Raw genomic sequence first — 20,048 nt, 5'->3', positions numbered from 1 at the left:
ACCCGCGGTTGCATTCATTTCACCGCTGCGGCGCCGCTCAGTCGCGGCGGCGCTCAGTCGCGGCGGCGGCCTCGGCTTCGCCCGCCGCCTCCCCGCTGCGGATCGCGCTTCCGCGACTCCAGGTTCGGGTTGACCAACAGGGCCACGGCATCGGTCCAGGTCGGGATGTTCCGCTGCGTGTTCTGCAGGACCGCCTCTTCCTCGCCGTCGCTCTCCAGCCCGTAGTTGCTGCTCCGGGGCGTGTCTTCACCGGCCCCGAGGTCATCCTCGGCTCCTGCATCAGCCTCGGCTCCCCGATCGGCTTCGGTCACCCGGCTGCCCTCGGAGACCGGGGCTCCACGACGACGCCGCCCGCGGCGCGAACGCCGCAGCACGACGGCCTCGTCGTCGTCCTCGTGATCGTCATCGAATTCCGAGTCGATCGCCCGACCGGTCGCCCGTCCAGCGGCCTCACCCGCAGCCCGACCACCGGCAGCCCGACCCCCCGCAGTCCGACCACCCTCAGTCCGACCACCCTCAGTCCGACCACCCGCAGCCCGACCACCCGCAGCCCGACCACCGGCCCGCTCGTCGGCACCCGCCGCCCGGCGATCTTCCGCGGCGGCACCATCGGCCGGCTCCCCTTCGCGCCCACCCCGGGCCGTCGGCTCGCCAGTCGCTTCGCTGCTACCGCCGCGGCGGCGACGCCCTCGGCGACGGCGGCGACGGGGCTGCGACTCTTCCTCGTCGGTACCTCCCGCGGCGGACGACTCTTCGTCGACTGCCGGGAGAACTCCAAATTCCTCATCGTCCTCGTCGTCAACGAAGCCGACCACCGGTTCCTCTTCATCCTCCAAACCGCCGCGTTCCCGCTCGCGACCGAACGAGGCAGAGCGTTCTTCGTCCCAGCCGACCTCATCGCCCGACATCCGCTGCCGCTGCCCGCGGCGACGTCCGCGACGCGACGGACGAGCGGACGATTCCTCGCCCCGCGACTCCTCGGACTCACGCTCTTCGCGGCCACGTCCCCCTCGGCGGCCTTCGGATCGGCCTTCGGGGCGGCCCTCCGACCGGCTTTCGGGACGACTCTCTGTCCGCTCTTCGCTGCGAACCGGCTCGGCCGCTTCCTCGCGGCCACCGCCCCGCGACTCGCGACTCCGGCTCGGACGTTCCTCGCGAGCTTCCGGCTCAGCTCGCCGCCCCGCATCGGTGCGTCCCCGACGGGGCGTTCCCCACCCGGCTCCACCGAGTTCGGCGAGCGGATCGCGATCGACCGGCGCGGTCGCCTGCGGCTCCTCACCCGACTCTTGCTGCCGTGCGCCCGACTCTTGCTGCCGTGCGCCCGACTCTTGCTGCCGTGCGGCTGGTTCTTCAGCACCAGCCGGCTCGGCTTCCGGCTCGATCCCCAGGCCAACCCCGAACCCACCGCCGGCCGGCTTGGAACGGGAGGACGTGGAGCGCTGCTCCCGCTGGTCAGTTGCCCGCTCGCTCGGTACCCGCTCGCTGGGTGCCCGCTCTTCACGTGCTTGGGGAGCCGGCTTTTCCAGCGGCTCGCTGTCGCTCAGCCGGGGCTGGGGGGACGGAGCAGCGGGGATCCCCAGGCGGTCGACCAGTTCGTCCCAGGAGGAAGGTCCTTCGCTGCGGATCGGCTCGCTAAACACTTTGTCGGCCGGGGTCGGCTTGTCGGCCGAAGTCCGAGATTCGGTGCGGCCTGACTCTTGCCGCGAGGAGCGGGCGGGCGTGGTGGACTGCCGCGTTTCGCCGCGTGGCGATTCGCTCCGCTGCGTCCCTCGCGGTTTGCCAAACCCGCTGAAAATGTCGTCCGCATCCTCGTTGGCTGGTTCAGCGGCGGCTGCCGACTCAGCAGCAGCAGCCGTTGGCTCCGCAGCAGCTGCCGGACCGAAACCGGGGAGCGACGGAGGCAAAGTCTCGCTCGATTTTGCTCCGCCGAACGCGGGCTTGGCTTCTCCGGCGGGCGAAGGCCGCTCGGCTTTCGGCGTGGGACCGCCGCTCACGGCGGGCTCCGCTGGGGTCGATTTCGCTTCGGCTGGCTTCGATTCGGCTGGCTTCGAGTCGGCCGGTTTGGAAGCTGTCGGTGAGGACTTGGGCTTTGGCTTGGGGGGATCGGCGGCCCCTGGGGCGCCCAGCAAACGCGCCAGGGTCTTCCAATGGTCACTCATGCTTGCTTGCTATCTCAGTGTCAGAGTTGGGAGCCGGGGAAATCGGCTCGATCGATCATAAAAGAAACTTGCCCATCTCAAGCCTTTCCCGCGGACCGGACCCGTTGAGGAGGCCCAGGGATGGGTCTCAAGGGGCTGAAGGTGGGGGGGCGAACGATGGGATTTGCGCGGTTTATTTAGCCTTATGTATATCGCGGGGGGCGATCCCGCGGAAGTCGAACCTGTTCTCCGCCGCTAGCCGCGCCCCGCAGGGGTGGGGGAGTCACCACCGCTGGAGGTGTAAAACCTCTCTTGGGAAACGGCGCGGCGTTCTGTTACAAGCCGCTGACTAACGGTCTCCCACGGACGGGAGCGATGCGAACCCGAGCGTTTCGATCGATCCGACGGAAACAGAGCGACACCGTGAATCCTGCCTCAATCTTACTGCCCAAGCTTTGGCGACGTCCTTCTTGGCGTCAGGTGGCGACGCGACTGCGGCCAATGTTGTGGTTGGTTCCGACCTTGGTGCTGTCGCTGGTCGGGGCCTATCTGCTGCGGTTCGACGGGGTGCTGCTCCCCGAGTTCCAGCGCCAACTGCTGATGACGCTGCCGTGGGTCGTGGGAGTGAAGACGGCCACCTTCCTGCTCGGGCGGATCACGCTCAGCTGCCACGCGTTCGTCTCCCTCTCCGATGGCGTTCGCTTGCTCAAGGCGACCCTCGCGGCCACCGCGATGATCGCCACGATCACCGCCATCGACACGCTGCTGACGCCCGGCAGCACGATTCCCCGCGGCGTGATCCTGATCGATTCCTGCCTGACCGCGTTGCTCGTCGGCGGCCTGCTTTCGCTGCGGCGGATTTGCCGGGAGCGTCGCGAGGCGCCGCGGGACAAGAGCGATGCCGTTCCGGTGCTGATCGCCGGCGGAACGACCAGCGTCGAACTGATGTTGCGTTCCTTGCGGCTGGCCAACCGCGAGGGCTATCGACCGACGGGCTTGCTGACCGACCGTGATCGGCTGCTGCATCGCGAGATCTCGGGAGTTCCGGTCGTCGGCGGACTCGACGAGGCCGCCGAGATCGCTTTGCGGACGGGAACCAAAATGGTGCTGCTCGGCAGCGGCGACCTTCCGGGAGCCCGCGTGCGGGCGATCATGGCGGCTTGCGAAGCAGTCGGCGTTGCGGTCCGCGTGCTGCCGGACGTCGCCAAGATCGTCAGCGGGCAAGTCGACTTCCGCCCTCGCGAGGTGGCGATCGAAGACCTGCTCGGCCGCGAGACCGTGGCGATCGATCAATCGGGATTGCTGCAGTGGATCGCTGGTCGCCGGCTGTTGGTCACCGGCAGCTGCGGTTCGATCGGTTCGGAACTGGTCCGCCAGCTACTCGCGTTCGATCCAGCCCACATCACGCTGGTCGACCGCAGCGAGAACGGGCAATTCCACCTCGGTCTGGAGCTTCGCGATGCGATCGCCCGGGGCCAAGCCGAGATCGCAATCGCCGACGTCACCGACAAAGCGCGGATGGAGTCGCTGATGCAGGCCGCTCGCCCCGAGCTCGTCTTCCATGCGGCCGCCTACAAACACGTTCCGCTAATGGAACAGCATCCTGGCGAGGGCGTGAAAAACATCGTCGGCGCCACGCGGCTGTTGGCGGATCTCGCCGACCAGTACGGGGTCCAGACGTTCGTGATGATCAGCACCGACAAAGCGGTCAATCCGACGAGCGTGATGGGCTGCTGCAAGCGGGTCGCCGAACTGTACGTCCAGAGCCTCGCCGAACGCTCGCGTTGCCGGTTCGTCACCGTCCGCTTCGGAAACGTGCTCGGCTCCGCCGGGAGCGTGATCCCGGTCTTCCGAGAGCAGATCGCCCGCGGCGGTCCGCTGACCGTCACCGACCAACGGATGACACGATTCTTCATGACGATCCCCGAAGCGAGCCAACTGGTGATCCAGGCGAGCGCCCTGGGGCAGGGGGGCGAGATCTTCGTCCTCGACATGGGTGAGCCGGTTCGCATCATGGATCTGGCCGAAGACATGATCCGGCTCTCGGGACTGCGGCTCGGCCACGACATCGAGATCCAGATCTCCGGGCTGCGGCCGGGAGAAAAGCTCTACGAGGAACTGTACGCGGAGGATGAAACTCACAGCGAGACGATCCACCCCAAAATCCTCATGGCCAACAGCGTCCGCGTTTCTCGCCAGACGGTCGCCAGACAGATCGCCTCACTGCTCGCGGTCGGTGGAGCGGATCCCACGACCATCCGCTGCGAGCTCAAACGGATCGTCCCGAGCTTTGCCTTTCAAGACGATTCGCAAGTCGCTGAACCGTCTCCGACGCCTGCCGCCGCGCGGGCCTTCTCCCCCTCAAACCGCCGACTGGCAGCCTAACCCACGCCGCGTTCTCACCATGTTCTTCCGCTACTTGACACCGAACATCGCGTAATGATCAACGCCTTGCAGGTCCGACTCGTAAATTGGTTCGATGAGACTCTCTATCAGCGACGAGGCGAATGGTATCAGGCCGCTCTCGCGCTCACCTGGCTGCTGAGCGGCTTATTACTGCTCCGCATCCTTCCGGAAATGGCCTATCGAGCGATGCCGCCGGACGTCTACTGGCAATCGGTAATGGCATGGGGAGCGATCACGGAACCGCCCATCCTCGCCGCCATCGCCCTCGCCGTCGTGCTCGCCGGATACGCAAAATCGGTGGCGTGGAGCGTGCTTGAAATCGGCAGGCTTCCCCAGATCTTGATCCTTTCAAGTGGGGTTCCTCTAGCGTGGGCGATGACTACGTATGACCCCAACTTCTACGTCGAACAATTTCACGCGACGGACCGTCTCCTGGCCGTGATCTTTCTCGTCGGCTCAGTCGCCCACCCTTGCTTTCTGCCGCTGCTGATCACGCAGTTGTACTTGATCATGGGACAGTTTGAGGTTCCCTTGACCAATGCCAACATCGACAAGCAACTCGGCTTTGAGCTACTTACGCTTGCGATGGTTCCCCCGGTTTTGAAGATCGCAAGAATCCGCTTACGCCCCCAGGACTTTCTGCTAGCGACGCTCGTCGTCATCGGAACCTTCTACCTCAAGCCCGGGCTCGGCAAACTCGTGATCAACTGGGTGGCCTGGGAACAGCCGGCGTTTCTATTCCCCCATGCGGTATACCAAAATGGCTGGCTCGGCTGGCTGAGCGAGGACATGCAGGCCCGTCTCTACCGCTTCATGGCCGCAGGCGCAGTCCCGATGACGGTCGCCACGATCGTCACTGAGTTGGGAGTCATTTTACTTGCCGTTCGGCGGCGATCCGCGATCATCTTACTTTTTGCCTGCACGGCATTGCACCTGGGGATCTTTGTTTCCGCCGGCATTTTCTTCTGGAAATGGATTGCGATCGACTTAACCATGGCCGCTTACTTGTGGCGGATGAACGAGCAAACAAAGTTGCAGTGTTTTTCGCTCCCCACCGGTGCGTTGGCTGCCTTTGCGATGCTGGCCCTCATGCCAATCTATAAAGCACCCGCCAACCTCGCTTGGTACGACACACCCTTGACACCGCGATATAGCATCGAATTCGTGGGGACCAGCGGAACCACCTACCAAGTTCCTCCGTATCGCTTGGCGCCGTTCGATATCTCCTTTGCGCAGGGAATGCTGTTCTTCGCCGATCCACGCCCCCATTTGACGGCGGGCCTCGGCGGTGTTGTCGACTTGCAACTCTGTCTCGACGTCCAGCAGATCTCCAACTTCGAACAGTACCAGACACTCCTCGACCAGCACGGCGTGACTCAGCTCGAACCGGAACGCCGCGATGACTTCAAGCGACTTTTGAAAAATTATATCGCGGCGGGGCCGCCGTCCTCGCTGGTGATGGACTATATCCCTCAAGCTCCGCAACACATCTGGACCGGCCGGAACGGCGACCGCCCCGTCTTTGACTGGCAGGAACCGATCGAAACGATCCGCTTGCGGCGCAGCGACGGTCTGATCATCAACGATATCTGCCAGTCGATCGATGAAGCCGTCGTCTTTGAAATCCCTGGCTCCGATGTAGCCAATCCGCAAATCGCCTCCCGCCCCCAGCCGGGCGGAGAACCGGCCACGATTCGCTGAGCCATCGCCCCGACGGGGAAACCGATCTTGCTTCGAAGTGGGGAAATTCGGGATACACGCAACGGCGGCTCAACCGGCTCGGAAGCGGTCGCCGGCTTCGACCGCATCGGGTGAAAAGTTCTTGGTTTCAATCACAACATGCATCCAGCGATCCTCGGCCTCCATGGCGACACTCGCTGGAGTGGGGATCGCCGTTCAAACGGAGGAGGCTTATCGTGTTGCTGCCTGACGCGGTAAAGCAATGGGCTGGGCACCAGCCTTGGATCGACGCCGGGTGGAGTTATTACCGGCGCCAACAATTGCACCGGTCGTTCCGCCAGCGGCAGGCGGAGTATGCACGTCGCGCCGAAGCAGCCGGCTTGCGGTACGACCCCCTGTCGACTGCCAAGGACGTGCAGCGGCGACTTGCGGGCCGCGGTTATCAGCCGACCGCAAAGGCCAGCGGCGAGATCCATACCTTTGCTTTTATTCCGCGACTTGGCTGGCACTCCGCGCTCTATCCCGACCTTCAGGCACTGGGGCGAGTCAGCGAGTACGACTATGCCGCGCGGGGCTATACACCGGAGGAGTTTCGCAAACGGGACGCCTCGGCGGTCCGCCGTCGTCGGAGCATGCACCGCGAATTTATCGAGACGCTCGCGCGAGTCCATGCCGAGGATCCCGTCGACTGGGTGTTCGTCTACGCCAGCGGACTCGAGGTGACGCCGGAGTTGATCGAGGAGATCACCCAACAGATCGGCGTCCCGGTGGTCAATATGTGCCTCGACGACAAACAGTCCTGGGAAGCTCCCGGAATGGACGGCTGGCGGTTTGGGCAGATCGACCTCGCTCCCGCCTTCGACCTGAGCTGGACCAGCGCTCGCGTGGCCTGCGAATGGTATCTCTGCGAGGGTGGCCGACCGATCTACCAAGCGGAAGGGTTCGATGCCGAGTTCTTCCGCCCGATGTCGGTCAAGAAAGACATCCCGGTCAGCTTTGTCGGCGGTGCGTATGGGTTCCGCCGGTCCCTGATTCGCGATCTCCGCCGCTGCAATATCCCGCTTCAGGTCTTCGGCCATGGCTGGGGCAGCGACTCGCTGAGCGGCAGGGAACTGGTGCGTTTGATCAATCGCAGCCAAATCAATCTCGGCGCGGGGGGAATTCTCTATTCCGAGATGCTGACCAACCTCAAGGGGCGAGATTTCGAAGTCCCCGGCACCGGAGGCGGCCTCTACCTCACGACCTACAACGCGGACCTGGCGGATCATTTTGAGATCGGCCGCGAGATCGCGTGCTATCACAGCCGTGAAGAGCTCGTCGATCTGGTTCGCCACTACCTCCGCAATCCCGAAGAAGCCGAGGCAATCGCTGCCCGCGCCCGCGTCCGATGCCTCCGCGAACATCGCTGGCTGCACCGCTACGAAACCATCTGTCGCACGCTCGGCGTGATGGCGTCTGCGAAAACAATGCCATCTTCGCAGCACAGTTCCGAGTTGACTCCCGCGGCTGCTTAGATCGAAGACGACTGCCACGATGGCGTGGCATTTACAAGCTGACCAAACGCCCCCAAAAAATACCCGGACGGGTTGTCATATGAAAACGCACTTCTTACGCACTCTGAAACCGGTCGTCGAACGCTTCCCGAAGGTCGCGAGCAGCTACCGAAGTGTCCGGGATAGTTGGCACGTTTACATGGAGCCTCGGGACACGCCGTTGGGTTTCAAACTTGCCGGCAACGCGGCCATGGAGAGCGGCCGGTTCGAGCAGGAAGAAACGCATATCGTCGAGAGCCTGCTCCCGCACGTCGACACGGTCATCAATGTCGGGGCGAACATCGGCTATTACTGCTGCCTGGCGCTCCAGCAGGGCAAGTACGTCGTCGCTTTCGAACCCGTCGCCCACAACCTGGGGTACCTCTGCCGAAACGTGAAGGCGAATCACTGGGAATCGCGGGCCGAGATCTATCCCGTGGCGCTCAGCGATCAAGTCGGCGTCATCGAAATCTATGGTGGCGGCACCGGAGCTTCCCTCATGAAGGGTTGGGCGGGAACGTCGAGCGAGTACCGCACGCTCGTCCCGTGCTCAACCTTGGACAAAGTCCTCGGGGCAAGATTTCAGGACCAAAAGTGCCTCATGATCGTCGATGTCGAAGGGGCCGAGCAAATGATGCTCGCCGGAGCCGCTGCGTTCGTGGCGCGGGACGTCAAGCCGCTGTGGATGGTGGAAATCTCCGTCACCGAACATCTCCCGGTAGGACTGGAGATCAATCCGAATCTACTCTCGACCTTCGAAATTTTTTGGAGCCAAGGGTATGAGGCCTGGACGGTCGACGCGGAGTGCCGGATCGTGCTTCGCAGTGAATTAGAGAAGATTGTGGAAACCGGAATCGATACAATCCGAACCCACAATTTCCTGTTCCTCGAGCAGGGCCGGAAACAAGAACTGCTGGGTGCCGCCTGACAAGCTGTTTTGCTCCACAGTCTCCTCGGCCTCCACAATCTCCTCGGCCTCCACAGGCCCCTCGGCCTCCACAGGCCCCTCGACACCGCTCCTCACCCGGAGCGGTCGACGTCGGCCATTTCTCCAATCGCCGCGGATTCTCGCCCGCGGCGACTTCTCGGACTCCTCTGATTTTTCTGGCCACTCTGGCCGCCCGGATCCAGCGGGCACTCGGGGTTGCTCCGGGTAGCCAAGTGCCGACGGGCGCGAAAGCCAGCGCCCTTGGCGCCGAAGAACCGGTAGAACGAGCAAAAGCCGACGAGATTCTTCTGAGGTCCGCATGAAACGCACTCCTGCGGTTCAACCAAAGCTTCGAGCGGCCCGAATGATGGTGCCATACCCCCTCGTTTAGCTACCACCAGCTATTCCAAAGGGACTCCTTGCGGCGAGCGGATTCGTGACCTTCGCCAGCTGATTTCGATTCGCGTCCGCAGAGGTGAACCGCCGGTTCACCCTGCCCGGGCTGCTCAGATCATGGAGGGAGAAGCGTGGTTTACCGTCCCCGATTGCGGCTCATGGTCAAAGCGATGATTCGTCAATTCGCCGACCCTCCTTCCGTCAAGGGACTCGAAGGTTGGATCGTCTCCCCGGGCGGGGTGGCGACCACGGCACTTCTCCAGCATCTCTCACGCTTCCTTACCGTCAATGCCGTCAGCGATTCAGATGGCCTCAAGCATTGGCCTCGTCCGCCCCAGGACTGGAGTGCGTTGGGCGGCACGCGAATTCTGTTTGTCAGCGGCGATGCGGATGTGATCTACCGGAGCATTCGGCGGCGTGGCTGGGTCGAGGCCCAAGCGGCAAAGCTCGGTTGCCTCACCGGTGTGATCGCCAGGGGGGACCGCCAGCGCCGGGCCTTCATCGCCGCAGTCGAAGCCCAAAAGGCCAACTGGCGAGCCGCTTCATCGGAAAGCCTGCGGTTCATCACTTATGACACCCTCTGGGACTCGGCCGAACATCTGGCAGCCTACTTTGGGATCGATGATCGACGCTTCGTGAGCGAGTTCCCCAAGCAACGGGCGAGACTCAGCGTTGCCAATTCCGCTCTGCTCCCGCAGCGGTATGCTGCTTGAGCAAGAAGCCGCCGAGAGCATCGCTGCCACATCGACTAGCGGATTTCCTATTCCGGCCGCCGAGAGGCGAGCCGCAGTCGCACCAGTTCGGTCTGGATCGCTTCCAACTGAGGATCTCGCCGCCGCCGCAGGCACCATTGGACCTCGGCCTCGGCCTCTGCCATGCGATTCTGTTGGCGATACAGGTCGACCAGGAGACGATGGGCCTCGTAGTGTCCGGGAGCGATGCGGATCGCTTCTTCCGCAAGCTCGATGGCACGAGCCGGGAGGCCGTATTGGCCGGCGAACCGACTCGCTTCGAGAAGTCCCTCGCGTTGCCGGTCGATTTCCTGCCGCGCTCTCGCCACGCGGGCGATCCCCTCGGTGAGATCGGGAGCCAAGGCTCGCAGCGCAGTCGTATTGCCGGTCGATTCGAAGTGCCAACGGATGTCGCGGAGGCCTTCGGGGTCGGGCTGCAGGAGCGTGACTAGCAAGCCGGCTGGCAGTCGATCGCTGAGCAGCTTCAGCGTCGCGTGGCGTTCGGAGCGGTCGGCCTGAAACCCGTACCGCCAACTGGCAATACAGGCCTGGACATCCCCCGCACGTGCCTGCACCACTCCGCTGCGGAGCGCGATGGAGCCGCTGTGGGGTCGCAACCGCCGCGCGTGTTCGAGCAAAACGTCAGCCGCGGGCAAGCGATCGTGGCCGAGGAAAGCGATCTCGGCGGCGGTCACGTACGCGCTCCCCTGAAGCGGCGTTTCCGCGATCGCCCGAGCGACGTGAGCATCCGCCTCCAGCAATCGCTGCCGAGCCTCGAGCGGGAGCGTCCGCCAAATCTCCGCCGCTTGCTCATGACGTCCCTGCAGCCACGCCTCCTGCAAGAGAGCCAGCGAGGAGATCGGCGCACCGGAACCGGAACTCGCTTCGGCCATCGCCACGCTGAGCTGCGCCAATCGGGTGTGCACGACTCCGTCGGCGGGATTCCGCACGGCCGCCTGCTGCAGCAACCAGTGGGCATGGGCCAGCTTGTCGGCCGCCACCTCGGAGTCGGACTCGGTCCGGACGATGCGACGGTAGGCATCCCAGTAGAACGCGGCCTTCGCGGCGGGCAGAAGGGTGATGAAGCACCACCCCAAGACTGCAAACCCCAGCCCCACGCGGCCGAGCGAACTGAAATTCCAAACGCCAGCGGGACATTCCTCGGCAGGGCTCTCGGAGGACCGCCGTTCGCCCTCAGCCGAGAGCCGCGAGAGGCTGCTCGCGCAGGCCAGCAGGACGAGCGTGGTAGCCAAACAAGCTGGGATGTACCAGACGAAATCCATCGTCGAGTGGGCGAGACTGGCGGCCAGCGGCCCCGCGATCGCCGCGAGGATCCGCCTTTCCGCCACGCCACCGCTCCGCCAGCCGCGCCGCAACCAGCCGATACCGAGCACCACCAGCAGCAACAGCAGCAGACTGCCGAGCAAGCCATTCTCGAGTTGCAGCGGGAGGTAGCCGCTCTCGCCATGGGTATAACGGTTCTCCGTCCCCTGCTCGAGAAAGCTCGGATACACCTCCGAGTGGCTGGCGGCTCCGTAGCCGACCAGCGGGCTGGCCTCGATCGCTCGCCCCATCGCCTGCCACAACATCCAGCGCTGCGACGAAATCGACTCGAGCGACCCCGAGGAGAGCGTGCCGAGGCGCTCCACAACCCGCCCCCCACCATTGATCGCGAGGGCCACCCCGATCCATGCGATGATCAGCGCCGCGGAAATCAGCGCCGCGGGAATCCCCCCCATCCATTTTCGCCCCGCTGGGCGAGGCATCAGCAGGCCGCTGAGCACCGCGCTCAGGGCCACCACCGCAATCCCACCCCGCGAGTAGCTCAGCAAGCTCGCCAGCCCGACCAAGGCCAAACCGGCCGCAGCCGTCCCTCGCTCCCACTTCTGCGCAAAGGGCGGATTGCCAAGGGCTAAGTAGATCAAGGGCCCGATCCCCAACGCCATCATGTGGGCGAAGTGGTTGCGGTTCTGAAAGGGCCCCATGACCGCACCGCCGGAAGGCCGCGAAGGATTGTCATAGAGCCACAGGAACCGCCCGTTGTCGAAAAAGTACTGCGCCAGCCCCACCGCGGCTAAGACGAGGGTGGACCAGCCGACGATCCGCAGCAAGTGACCGGCGGCTCGCGAATAGACCAACCAGTGGTGGACGGCAAAGAAGAGTGCCCCATAGGCGAGCCACATCGCGAGCGCTTCGCGGGTGTGCTGCGGAGCGACCGAGATCAGCTGCCAAGTGCGGAGCCCGTCGGCGTGCGTTGCGAGCGAGGGGAGGAGTCGTTCGAACTCTGGCCGCACTCGTGCGAGCAGCCCTGCAGGCAGGGGCACGAGTTGCAGCGTGACGAGTTGTGTCGCCAACAGAAATAACCACTCGGCACCGCAAAACCGCCAGCGATTCCCCCGCGCCGCCAAGGCGACGACGAGCGTTACCGCCACGACCGCCACGACCACCCCCAGCCGCCCGACCGGATGACGCCCCCCGAGCAGGAGCGTCGCAGTGAGCAGCGCCAGGCCAATCGTCCAGGCCACCAACGGGATCCCGCTGCCCCTCCGCTCGACGGGCGAGTCGAATCCCCCTGAGTCGCGGGATTTCCACGCTTGCTCTCGCTGGAAGGCGGAACCGTGCCGCCGAGACGATGGGAGACGGAGGCCGGGCATAGGGGCTTAGGCGGCGGTCTGGGAGGAGGGCGAGCGGCGCCGTCGCGGCTGGGTCCGCCTCTCCGGAGCCGGCTCCTCGGGCGACGAATCCGCGGACGTCGGAGCAGGCTCGAAGTGCGGAGCCGGAGGGGCGAAGAAGGACGCTGGGGCTGCCGGCGCGTGGGGCGTCACCGGAACGCCCGGGCCGGGGCCAGCGACGGAAGGGGCACCGGGTAGGGGCGAGTTGGGTAGGGGCGAGTGGGGCAGGGGCGAGTGGGGCATCCCAGGAACGCCGACGGCGAATTCTTCCGCCGGAACCGCTTGCAGCTCGGCTTCGTCTTCGCCGTAGCCGTAGTGGCCGTAACCGTAGCCGTAGTAGTGGTTCTCGGAGCGATTGGAAACGTTATTGGCAATGATCCCTCGGAGCGGCGTTTGGACCGACCGCAGGGCCTCGATCGCTCGGATGACCATCCGGCGCGGGTTCTGATCGGGACGCACGACCAGCATCATTTGGTCGACCAAGCGGCCGACGATCAGCGCGTCACTGGCGACCAGGGCGGGAGGACAATCGACGATCACCATGTCGAAGTGCTGCTCGGCCCAGGCGAGCAATTCGGCCATCCGCATCCGGGCCAGCAATTCGCTCGGGTCGAGTGGCTTGGGACCGCAGGGAATCAGAGACAGGCCGGGAATCTCCGAGGCGACGACGCGGGGAGGTGCCGCCTGAGCGATCGGCTCGGACATGCAGAGGATCGTACTGAGTCCCTCGCGATCGCGGACTTTGAAGAGATTGGACAAGCCCGGTTTTCGCAAGTCGCCGTCGATCACCAACACCCGCCGTCCGCTCTGTGCGAGCGACGCGGCGAGATTGCTCGCCACCGTCGTTTTCCCGTCACCCGGCTGCGTACTGGTAATTCCAATCCTCCGCTCGTCGCCGCCGGCGATCAACAAACTCGTGCGGAGCGTGCGGAACGGTTCGGTCTCGACCGCATTGGGCCGGGCGTGGACCAGCACCGCAGCGGCCCCCTCTCGCTCGCCCGCCTCCATGCGGCGGACGACGCTCAGGAGCGGCAGTCGCAGCTGTCGCTCGAGCTCGTCGGGACTGCGAAAGCGATCGTCCATCAGATCGCTGACGTACGCGATGACCAGCCCCAATCCGCCTCCAACGAACAGCACCATCGCTGCGATCAGCGAGAGTCTTGGCGAGACGGGAGTCGGGCTGGCGGTCGGCTCTCCGGTGACGCTGACGGTCAACCCGGCACGGTTCCGGCCGATGTCCAAGCCGGCCATCTGGGTCAACAGCGTCTCATGCAGTCGGGTGTGCCGATCGAGCTCGCGCTGGGCGATCGTCAGCTCGCTCAGCCCGTCGCTCAACTCGACCGCCTCCTGCTCACTGGCGGCCAACTCACGTTCCAGCTCGCGCTCATACAGTCTCGTCTTAGCGAGTTTTTCCTTGAGCATGGAGAGCAGCATCGGGCCCAGTTGCTCGCGGCGGAGCTGGCCGGTCGGACCGCTCCCGCCGGCCTGAACGGCCTCCAAGTACTGCTCCGCTTGGACGATTTCCCGCTCCAGCTGCAAACGCTCCGGATGCGTTTCGCCGTAGTGCTCGCGCATGCCGGCCAAGCGGGCCCGGATATCGAGCAAGTGCCGCTCCAGGGCGGCGGCCGTTTGGGTCTGCGTCGCTCCCAACCCCAAGACGTTGTTCATCATCTGGGTCCCGACCTCCGGCTGAACCAGGGTCAGGTACTCGCGGAGGTCGCCCCCGTCGAGGATCGCCTGCTGGAGCGCGGCCAGGGCCGCCTCCAACTCGATCCGCTGCTCCTGAATTCCCACCAAGTGGTCGTTCAACTGAATGACCCGCTGGACTGCCGGGTGGACCGTTTCTCCACCTTGCTCGAGCCCCAGGCTGCGCACTCGGCGGCGAGTCTCGAGCAATTGTTCTTGAGCTTGAGCCAACTTTTCTTCGACTTCGCCGCGGACCCGCTCCAACGTCGCCAGCAAGCTGTGGGAGTTGCTCTGGTGGTGCTCTTCGACGAAGTCGAGATAGGCATCCATCACGGCCTGCAGAACCACGACGGCCGCTTCGGGATCCTTGGAGCGATAATTCAATCCGATCAAATTCGTGCGGTTGACCGAAGAGACGGACAAATTATTCCGCAGGACCTCGGGCCAGCGATGGCGGGGCACCCCCTGCATATCGATCTGCGTCTCCTCGGAGCTCCCGGCGAGACGCTCCGCGGCCCGCTCGAGCACCAGCGGCTGGGTGAGCAGCGCCTCCTGGTTGGCGATCAGGCTTTGATTGTCGAGTTCTGCGGCGGTGGAAGCCCCGAGCAGATTCTCTCCCACGCGCTCGACCAACATCTGTGCGGTCGCCTGATAGATCGGCGTGGCGCTCAGATAGTACAGCCCACCGAGCGCAGCGGCGGCCAACAGACAGCCCAGCATGGCCACGCGTCGCTGCCAGACGACGCGTGCCAAACCGACTGCAGTATGCACCGCTTCGGAACCCAAACTCATGGATGCCGAAAGCGGAGCTGGGGCCGATGTCGTTGGATCTTCCATCGCGTTCTACAGTCCTGGGAGGGCGGCGCTGAAACCGACCCGGAAGAAGGTGGTGATCGTATCGACCGCGACGGTCAAGGGAGTCTGCTCCACCGTCACGACGTCGCCTGGGGCGAGCCGAATATTGCTGGGGCCGCCGCGGCGGGCGTCGCGCAAGGTCGCCTCGATGATGACCGGTTCCGGCTCGCCCTCGACGCGACGCGTGATCCTGACTTGATTGGCGACACCATTGGTCGTTCCTTTGGCCGCCGCGATCGCATCGAGCAGGTACAGATCCTCCCCGTCGGGCATCTCCACCGCCGACGGTTCGCGGACCAGCCCGAGCACGTTCACCCGGCGGGGACTGCGGCGAGAGACCATCACCACGCTGCCGTCATACAACCGCAGCTCCTCGGCCGACATCTCCCCCACCTCGTTGAGATCCACGCGGACGCGGCGGGACCGCCCGGCGGCTCTGCGGAAACTCGCCTGGGCGACGTCTCCCCCGAGCGACTCCTCGCCTCCCAGGGTTCCGTCTCCTGCGAGCATCTCGCCGCCGGCGAACTCCGCACCCCCGCCGAGCGCCAACTCTGGCGAGTCTGGGTGTCGGATCTCGACCGTCATCGCAGCGTCATCGGCGAGCCCCCGCGCTCGAGTCAGGGCCATCAGCAGGTCGCTTCGCGCGGCCGGCAGCTCGTAGGTATCCGGTTCATTGACCGCGCCGACGACTCGGACCTGGTACGTCCGGGGCTTCTCGATCACCACCGTGATCTTGGGAGCCACGTACTTGCCCCGCCCGATCGCTTCCTGAGTGATCCGCTCGGCCGCTTCGGTGGTCGTGAGTCCCCCGACCGGCACCGGGCCGATGATGGGCAGATTCAGCTCGCCGGAGTCGGCGACCCGGACGTCCCATTCGAGCGCCCCTCGGACTTCAATCCCGGTCGCCACGCTGACCTGAACCACGTCTCCGGGATGGAGCGTGTCGGAGCGGACCGCCGTGGTGGCCATCTGCGAGAGATCCACTCGCTGAGCGCTTTGCGCCGGAGGCGCTTGCAGCTGAGCCGGGAGCCTCGCCGCAGTATGGGCGGTCGTGGCGCACCCAGCACTCACAAGCGCAAGGCCCATGCCTAGGATTTGCAAAGATTTCGAAAGCATCCGTGCCTTCTCCCGAGAGGTATCTGACCGGCAAACCATATCCGCACCAGTGGGGTGAGAAAAGACCAATAGTTGGACCGGGGCAGGGAACCATCGGAACCGCTCTCGGGAGCGGTGTTTTGAGATTGCCCCCCACGAACAGGTGCCGGTACGATTCGTCTCCAAACTGCGCCGCCCCTGCGCGCTTGGCGGTCCCGTTGCACCTCTCGAAAAGTCCTCACCACTTCCACTTTCGCACGGTTGTATGGACATGGATGTCGCACAACAGACGCTGTTCGATCGAATTCAATGGCGTGATCCGACCGACGGCGCGCCCCTCCGCCCCATCGTTCAGGCGCGGACTCCTGCGGGGGTCCCAATCTGTGGGTTCCTCGTCCGTGACGACCAACGCTGGGCCTGGCCGATCGTCGATTCAGTCGCGCGGCTGACTCCCGAATCGGCCCACCGCCACGCCGATTGGCTCCGCGCTTCGGGGCATCAAGTGCCGCACGCCGAAAGCGAAGATTTTCAGGGCGAAGCCACGGTCGACCACTTCGCCTTCCAGTGGAGTTGGAACTCGACGCCCCGGACCGAAGCCGACCTGCGTTGGCGAGTCGCCGAACGCTACGGGCTACCACTCGAACAGATCAGCGGCCAGTTCACGCTCGATGCGGGGGCCGGCGCCGGAGATCAATCCCAGTGGCTGCTCAAGCAGGGGGGACACGTGCTCTCGATCGACCTGAGCGGGGCGATCGATGTCGCGGCGAGGAAGCTTCGCCATCATCCCCACTGGTTCGGTGTGCAAGGCGATCTCACTCGTCTTCCCTTGGCCGATGACCAGCTCGACATGGTCTACTGCGAAGGAGTGATTCAGCACACCCGCGACTCGGCCGCCACGGTCAGAGAACTGGCTCGCGTGCTCCGCAGCGAGGGCCTGATGCTGGCGACGCATTATGCGAAATCGACGCGGATGCTGGGAAAAATCCGCCGCCGTTGGGCCGACTGCGTCCGCGCTCGCATCTCGAAGTGGGATCGCTATCAACTGTTGGCTTTCACCGGCATCACCAGCACGCTCGGTCATACGCCGCTGATCAAATACGTCGCTCGCGGCGCTCGGTTGGCAATCTATCAGCCCTCGATGCCCGACTTCAAAACGACCTGGTGCAATACTTTTGACGAGTATGGCAATCACGAATTCCAGCGGTACGTGAGCGCTGAAACGTTTTGGAGCTACTTCGAGCAGGCCGGGGATTTCGAGGCGGTGAAACGCGATCACATCATCCTGATGGTCCGCAAGAAAGCACCGGCGGCAGCCGCCCGCGCCGCCTAAGGCGTCCTGCTCCAGATCGCTCCTCACCCGGCCCACGCCGAGTGAGGAGCCCCGCGAACCAGAAGGGGCCGCGAACCGGAAAGGGCCGCGACTCGGAGCGAGATTAGGCAGCGGTCGCGAGAGGCGGCTCGACGACGGCCCGAGGCGCGTTCCACTGCGCCCCTTCGCGGCGGACCAACCACAGCGTCCAAGCACACATCACCGCGTGCCCGGCCAGCAGCGCCCCGACGATTCCCGTCATTCCCTGCCAGGCTCCGCCGATCAGACACAGCCCGCAGATCAGCAGGCTGCCTCCGACGCGAACCGGCAAGAGCGGCTGCACACTGCGGCCGCAGACCAACGCCAACCCGGCCACTCGCTCGCTCGCGGCCAGCCCGCCGGCAAACGTCATCAGCGGCAACAGAGGAGCGCAGTCTCGATAAGCCGGAGCGGCAAAAAAGTACAAGATCCAGTCGCTCAGAAGCCAGGCCGTCGCCGTCGCCGCGATTACCAAGGGGAACGTGCCGGCCAACACATACCACTGGAGCTGAAACACGTTTTGCATCCGCTGGCGATCGCGGCCATCGCCGGCGCGGCTGAAGAAGAGGGGGCTCAGCAGTTGCTGGACCAGATCGGTGATCATCAGCAACGGGTAGATCCCCAGCTGGAAGAGGACGGCGTACTGCCCCACTTCCGCCGCGTCGGAGAAGATCCGCAACGTCCAACGATCACAGGCGCCCGTGACCCATAAGCAAAATCCCCAACACACAATCGGCCAGGCGTAAGCGAGCATCTCGATGCGACTCTCGCGGACCGACCCGGACTGGCGGCGGAAAGCCTGCCGCTGCGGCTGGAAAAACCACCATCGCGAACCGACCGTCAGGGCAGATGCGAGCGCGAAACCGGCCATCCCGGCCCAACCGATCGCTCCCATCCAAGTCGTCAAAGCGAGCGCCATGCCGATCCGCAGCCATGGGTCGATGGCTTGATGGACCGCAACCAGCCGCCGATTCCGGGCAGCATTCTGGATCCCGTCAAATATTCCCCCCACTCCGACAGCGATAGCAAAGAGGATCGTGGCAGCGATTAACGGCCACGTTTCCCAGTGCCCCATCACGGTCAGCCCCAGAATCAGCGCAAGCCCCACGAGCAGCACCAAACCGATGACGACGCTAAGCGCCAACATCGCGGCACGCCAATACCCCCAACCGGTCTCGTTTTCACAAGAAGCGATGTAGAACCGCTGGAGGGTCGTCGAGAGCGGCGAGAACAAGAACGACTGGGCCAGCATCGCACCGGACACGCCCAACATCAAATCACCATATTCAGCCGGCGGCAGCGCGTCGGTCAGGAAGCGAACCGCTGCAATCGCACCGACGGCCGCCAAGAGTTTCCCCAAGGCCAGCCACGCCGTTTCCTGCATGAGGCCACGCCCACGGATCCCCGCGAAAAATGCGATCGACGGGCCGCTCCATTTAGCGCTGCTACCGGTCGCCTCAGATGTCGCTCTCATCCCGCTTCTACTTTTTGTTCGGGGCTCTCACACCGGCCGCCATCCGAGCCGCCCGCTTCCCCGGGGAAATCGGACCCCGCGGAACGTAGCAAATGCCTCCAAAGCGGGGAACGGTGATTCGAAACCGCCCCGGATTCGAAGGCCAGTCGAAAAAATCGGGATTGACAGAATTGAACACTCGGGCTGATAGTTCGCAGCCGCACATGGAATGATGAGTGCTACCTAAATCGCTCTTTGATTAAGCCAACCCAACTCACGGGGAACGCATCGGATGTCCGCCACATTGACCGGTTCACGGCAAACGCTTTCGGAAACCATCGCGACCCCGAAAGCCGGACAGGGCGCAGCGGGCGTCGGGAGCGGACGGCGACTACCCCGCTGGCTCCACTCGTTCACGAGATTCAATCGCTATAACCGCGACCGGTGGGTGCAGCAGCAAGCCTCACAGCTCGCACCTGGCACTCGAATCCTGGATGTGGGCGCCGGTTGTGGTCCCTACCGGCACCTCTTTCAACACTGCGAATATTCCTCGCAGGACTTTGGCCAGGAGCCTGCCACCATCGGCAGCTATACTCCGCTCACTTATACCTCGGATATCACTGCGATCCCTGCTGCCGATGAATCCTTCGATGCAATTCTCTGCACCGAGGTTCTCGAGCATGTTCCGGAGCCCATCGCTGCGATACGCGAGATGTCGCGACTGCTCCGTCCTGGCGGCAAGCTGATTCTGTCGGCACCCCAAGGCTCCGAACTGCACCAGGAGCCCTATCATTTCTATGGCGGCTACACACCTCATTGGTATCAGAAATTCCTGCCGGAGGTGGGCGTCCAAGTGGCCAGCATTGAACGCAACCGAGGTTTCTTTGGATTGCTCGCTCAAGAAGGTGAGCGGTGCAGCGCCTACCTCCGTCCGAAGTTTGCACGCCAACACACCCGCTACTGGCCACTTCTCGGGTTGGGTTGGCTCCTGACCCTACCGCTTTTCCGCATCTTGCTTCCGCTCTGCGCCAGACCGCTCGATGCACTGCAACTCGAACAGACGGCCACGGTGGGATACCACGTCCTAGGCGTCAAGCACAGCTAACCAGGGTCAAACGTGATCGGATC

12 protein-coding genes are annotated in these 20,048 nt (G+C 64.3%); 7 read left to right on the top strand and 5 right to left on the bottom strand.

Annotated elements, in window-relative coordinates; translation table 11 throughout:
• Positions 1–53 precede the first annotated feature (53 nt).
• Positions 54–1,994, bottom strand: a complete 1,941-nt coding sequence (locus tag GNK13_RS00165; RefSeq protein WP_164100407.1) for a hypothetical protein — start codon at positions 1,992–1,994, stop codon at positions 54–56.
• 645 nt (positions 1,995–2,639) lie between these two features.
• On the opposite strand from GNK13_RS00165, the gene GNK13_RS00160 reads away from it, so the two are divergent.
• The 5 genes from GNK13_RS00160 to GNK13_RS00140 all read left to right on the top strand — a co-directional run bounded on the left by GNK13_RS00160 (position 2,640) and on the right by GNK13_RS00140 (position 9,793).
• Positions 2,640–4,523 carry a polysaccharide biosynthesis protein gene (locus GNK13_RS00160; protein ID WP_164100406.1) on the top strand — a complete coding sequence of 628 codons (1,884 nt, stop codon included), beginning with the start codon at positions 2,640–2,642 and terminating at the stop codon, positions 4,521–4,523.
• A 54-nt stretch (positions 4,524–4,577) separates the two neighbouring features.
• A complete protein-coding gene (locus tag GNK13_RS00155) occupies positions 4,578–6,245 on the top strand; it encodes a hypothetical protein (RefSeq protein WP_164100405.1) in 1,668 nt (555 codons plus the stop codon).
• Between the two features lie 215 nt (positions 6,246–6,460).
• Positions 6,461–7,738 (top strand): glycosyltransferase family protein, encoded by a 1,278-nt coding sequence (locus GNK13_RS00150; RefSeq protein WP_164100404.1) that lies wholly within the window; start codon positions 6,461–6,463, stop codon positions 7,736–7,738.
• 199 nt (positions 7,739–7,937) lie between these two features.
• Entirely contained in the window at positions 7,938–8,684 is a 747-nt protein-coding gene (locus tag GNK13_RS00145) for an FkbM family methyltransferase (protein ID WP_164100403.1), read from the top strand.
• Between the two features lie 527 nt (positions 8,685–9,211).
• Positions 9,212–9,793, top strand: coding sequence for a hypothetical protein (locus tag GNK13_RS00140; protein ID WP_164100402.1), 582 nt, complete (start codon positions 9,212–9,214; stop codon positions 9,791–9,793).
• Positions 9,794–9,840: 47 nt separating this feature from the next.
• Here GNK13_RS00140 and GNK13_RS00135 read toward each other — a convergent pair whose 3' ends face one another.
• The 3 genes from GNK13_RS00135 to GNK13_RS00125 all read right to left on the bottom strand — a co-directional run bounded on the left by GNK13_RS00135 (position 9,841) and on the right by GNK13_RS00125 (position 15,993).
• Positions 9,841–12,336: an O-antigen ligase family protein gene (locus tag GNK13_RS00135; RefSeq protein ID WP_164100401.1), complete on the bottom strand. Its 2,496-nt coding sequence runs from the start codon at positions 12,334–12,336 to the stop codon at positions 9,841–9,843.
• A gap of 135 nt (positions 12,337–12,471) precedes the next feature.
• Positions 12,472–14,961 carry a GumC family protein gene (locus tag GNK13_RS00130; RefSeq protein ID WP_164100400.1) on the bottom strand — a complete coding sequence of 830 codons (2,490 nt, stop codon included), beginning with the start codon at positions 14,959–14,961 and terminating at the stop codon, positions 12,472–12,474.
• Between the two features lie 51 nt (positions 14,962–15,012).
• On the bottom strand, positions 15,013–15,993 hold the full coding sequence (locus GNK13_RS00125) for a polysaccharide biosynthesis/export family protein (protein ID WP_164100399.1): 981 nt from the start codon (positions 15,991–15,993) through the stop codon (positions 15,013–15,015).
• A gap of 397 nt (positions 15,994–16,390) precedes the next feature.
• Here GNK13_RS00125 and GNK13_RS00120 point away from each other — a divergent pair, with 397 nt between their 5' ends.
• The gene (locus GNK13_RS00120; protein WP_164100398.1) at positions 16,391–17,449 is read left to right on the top strand and encodes a class I SAM-dependent methyltransferase; all 1,059 of its coding nucleotides are present in this window, start codon (positions 16,391–16,393) and stop codon (positions 17,447–17,449) included.
• Positions 17,450–17,552: 103 nt separating this feature from the next.
• Here the strand turns inward: GNK13_RS00120 and GNK13_RS00115 are convergent, their stop codons facing one another.
• Entirely contained in the window at positions 17,553–18,851 is a 1,299-nt protein-coding gene (locus GNK13_RS00115) for a lipopolysaccharide biosynthesis protein (protein WP_203328854.1), read from the bottom strand.
• A gap of 361 nt (positions 18,852–19,212) precedes the next feature.
• Here GNK13_RS00115 and GNK13_RS00110 point away from each other — a divergent pair, with 361 nt between their 5' ends.
• Positions 19,213–20,025, top strand: a complete 813-nt coding sequence (locus GNK13_RS00110; protein ID WP_164100396.1) for a class I SAM-dependent methyltransferase — start codon at positions 19,213–19,215, stop codon at positions 20,023–20,025.
• Positions 20,026–20,048 lie beyond the last annotated feature (23 nt).

Source organism: Candidatus Laterigemmans baculatus (assembly GCF_010367455.1).
In the GTDB taxonomy this organism is placed as follows: Bacteria; Planctomycetota; Planctomycetia; order Pirellulales; family Pirellulaceae; genus Laterigemmans; species Laterigemmans baculatus.
Note: the sequence above shows the minus strand (reverse complement) of the source record. Positions and strands in the feature narration are given on the sequence as shown.

Excerpts from the sequence above, each read along its gene's own strand:
- GNK13_RS00160 (WP_164100406.1), top strand. The coding sequence starts at position 2,640 with ATGTTGTGGTTGGTTCCGACCTTGGTGCTGTCGCTGGTCGGGGCCTAT.
- GNK13_RS00155 (WP_164100405.1), top strand. The coding sequence starts at position 4,578 with ATGATCAACGCCTTGCAGGTCCGACTCGTAAATTGGTTCGATGAGACT.
- GNK13_RS00130 (WP_164100400.1), bottom strand. The coding sequence starts at position 14,961 with ATGAGTTTGGGTTCCGAAGCGGTGCATACTGCAGTCGGTTTGGCACGC.
- GNK13_RS00125 (WP_164100399.1), bottom strand. The coding sequence starts at position 15,993 with ATGGCCACCACGGCGGTCCGCTCCGACACGCTCCATCCCGGAGACGTG.
- GNK13_RS00120 (WP_164100398.1), top strand. The coding sequence starts at position 16,391 with ATGGATGTCGCACAACAGACGCTGTTCGATCGAATTCAATGGCGTGAT.
- GNK13_RS00115 (WP_203328854.1), bottom strand. The coding sequence starts at position 18,851 with ATGCAGGAAACGGCGTGGCTGGCCTTGGGGAAACTCTTGGCGGCCGTC.
- GNK13_RS00110 (WP_164100396.1), top strand. The coding sequence starts at position 19,213 with ATGTCCGCCACATTGACCGGTTCACGGCAAACGCTTTCGGAAACCATC.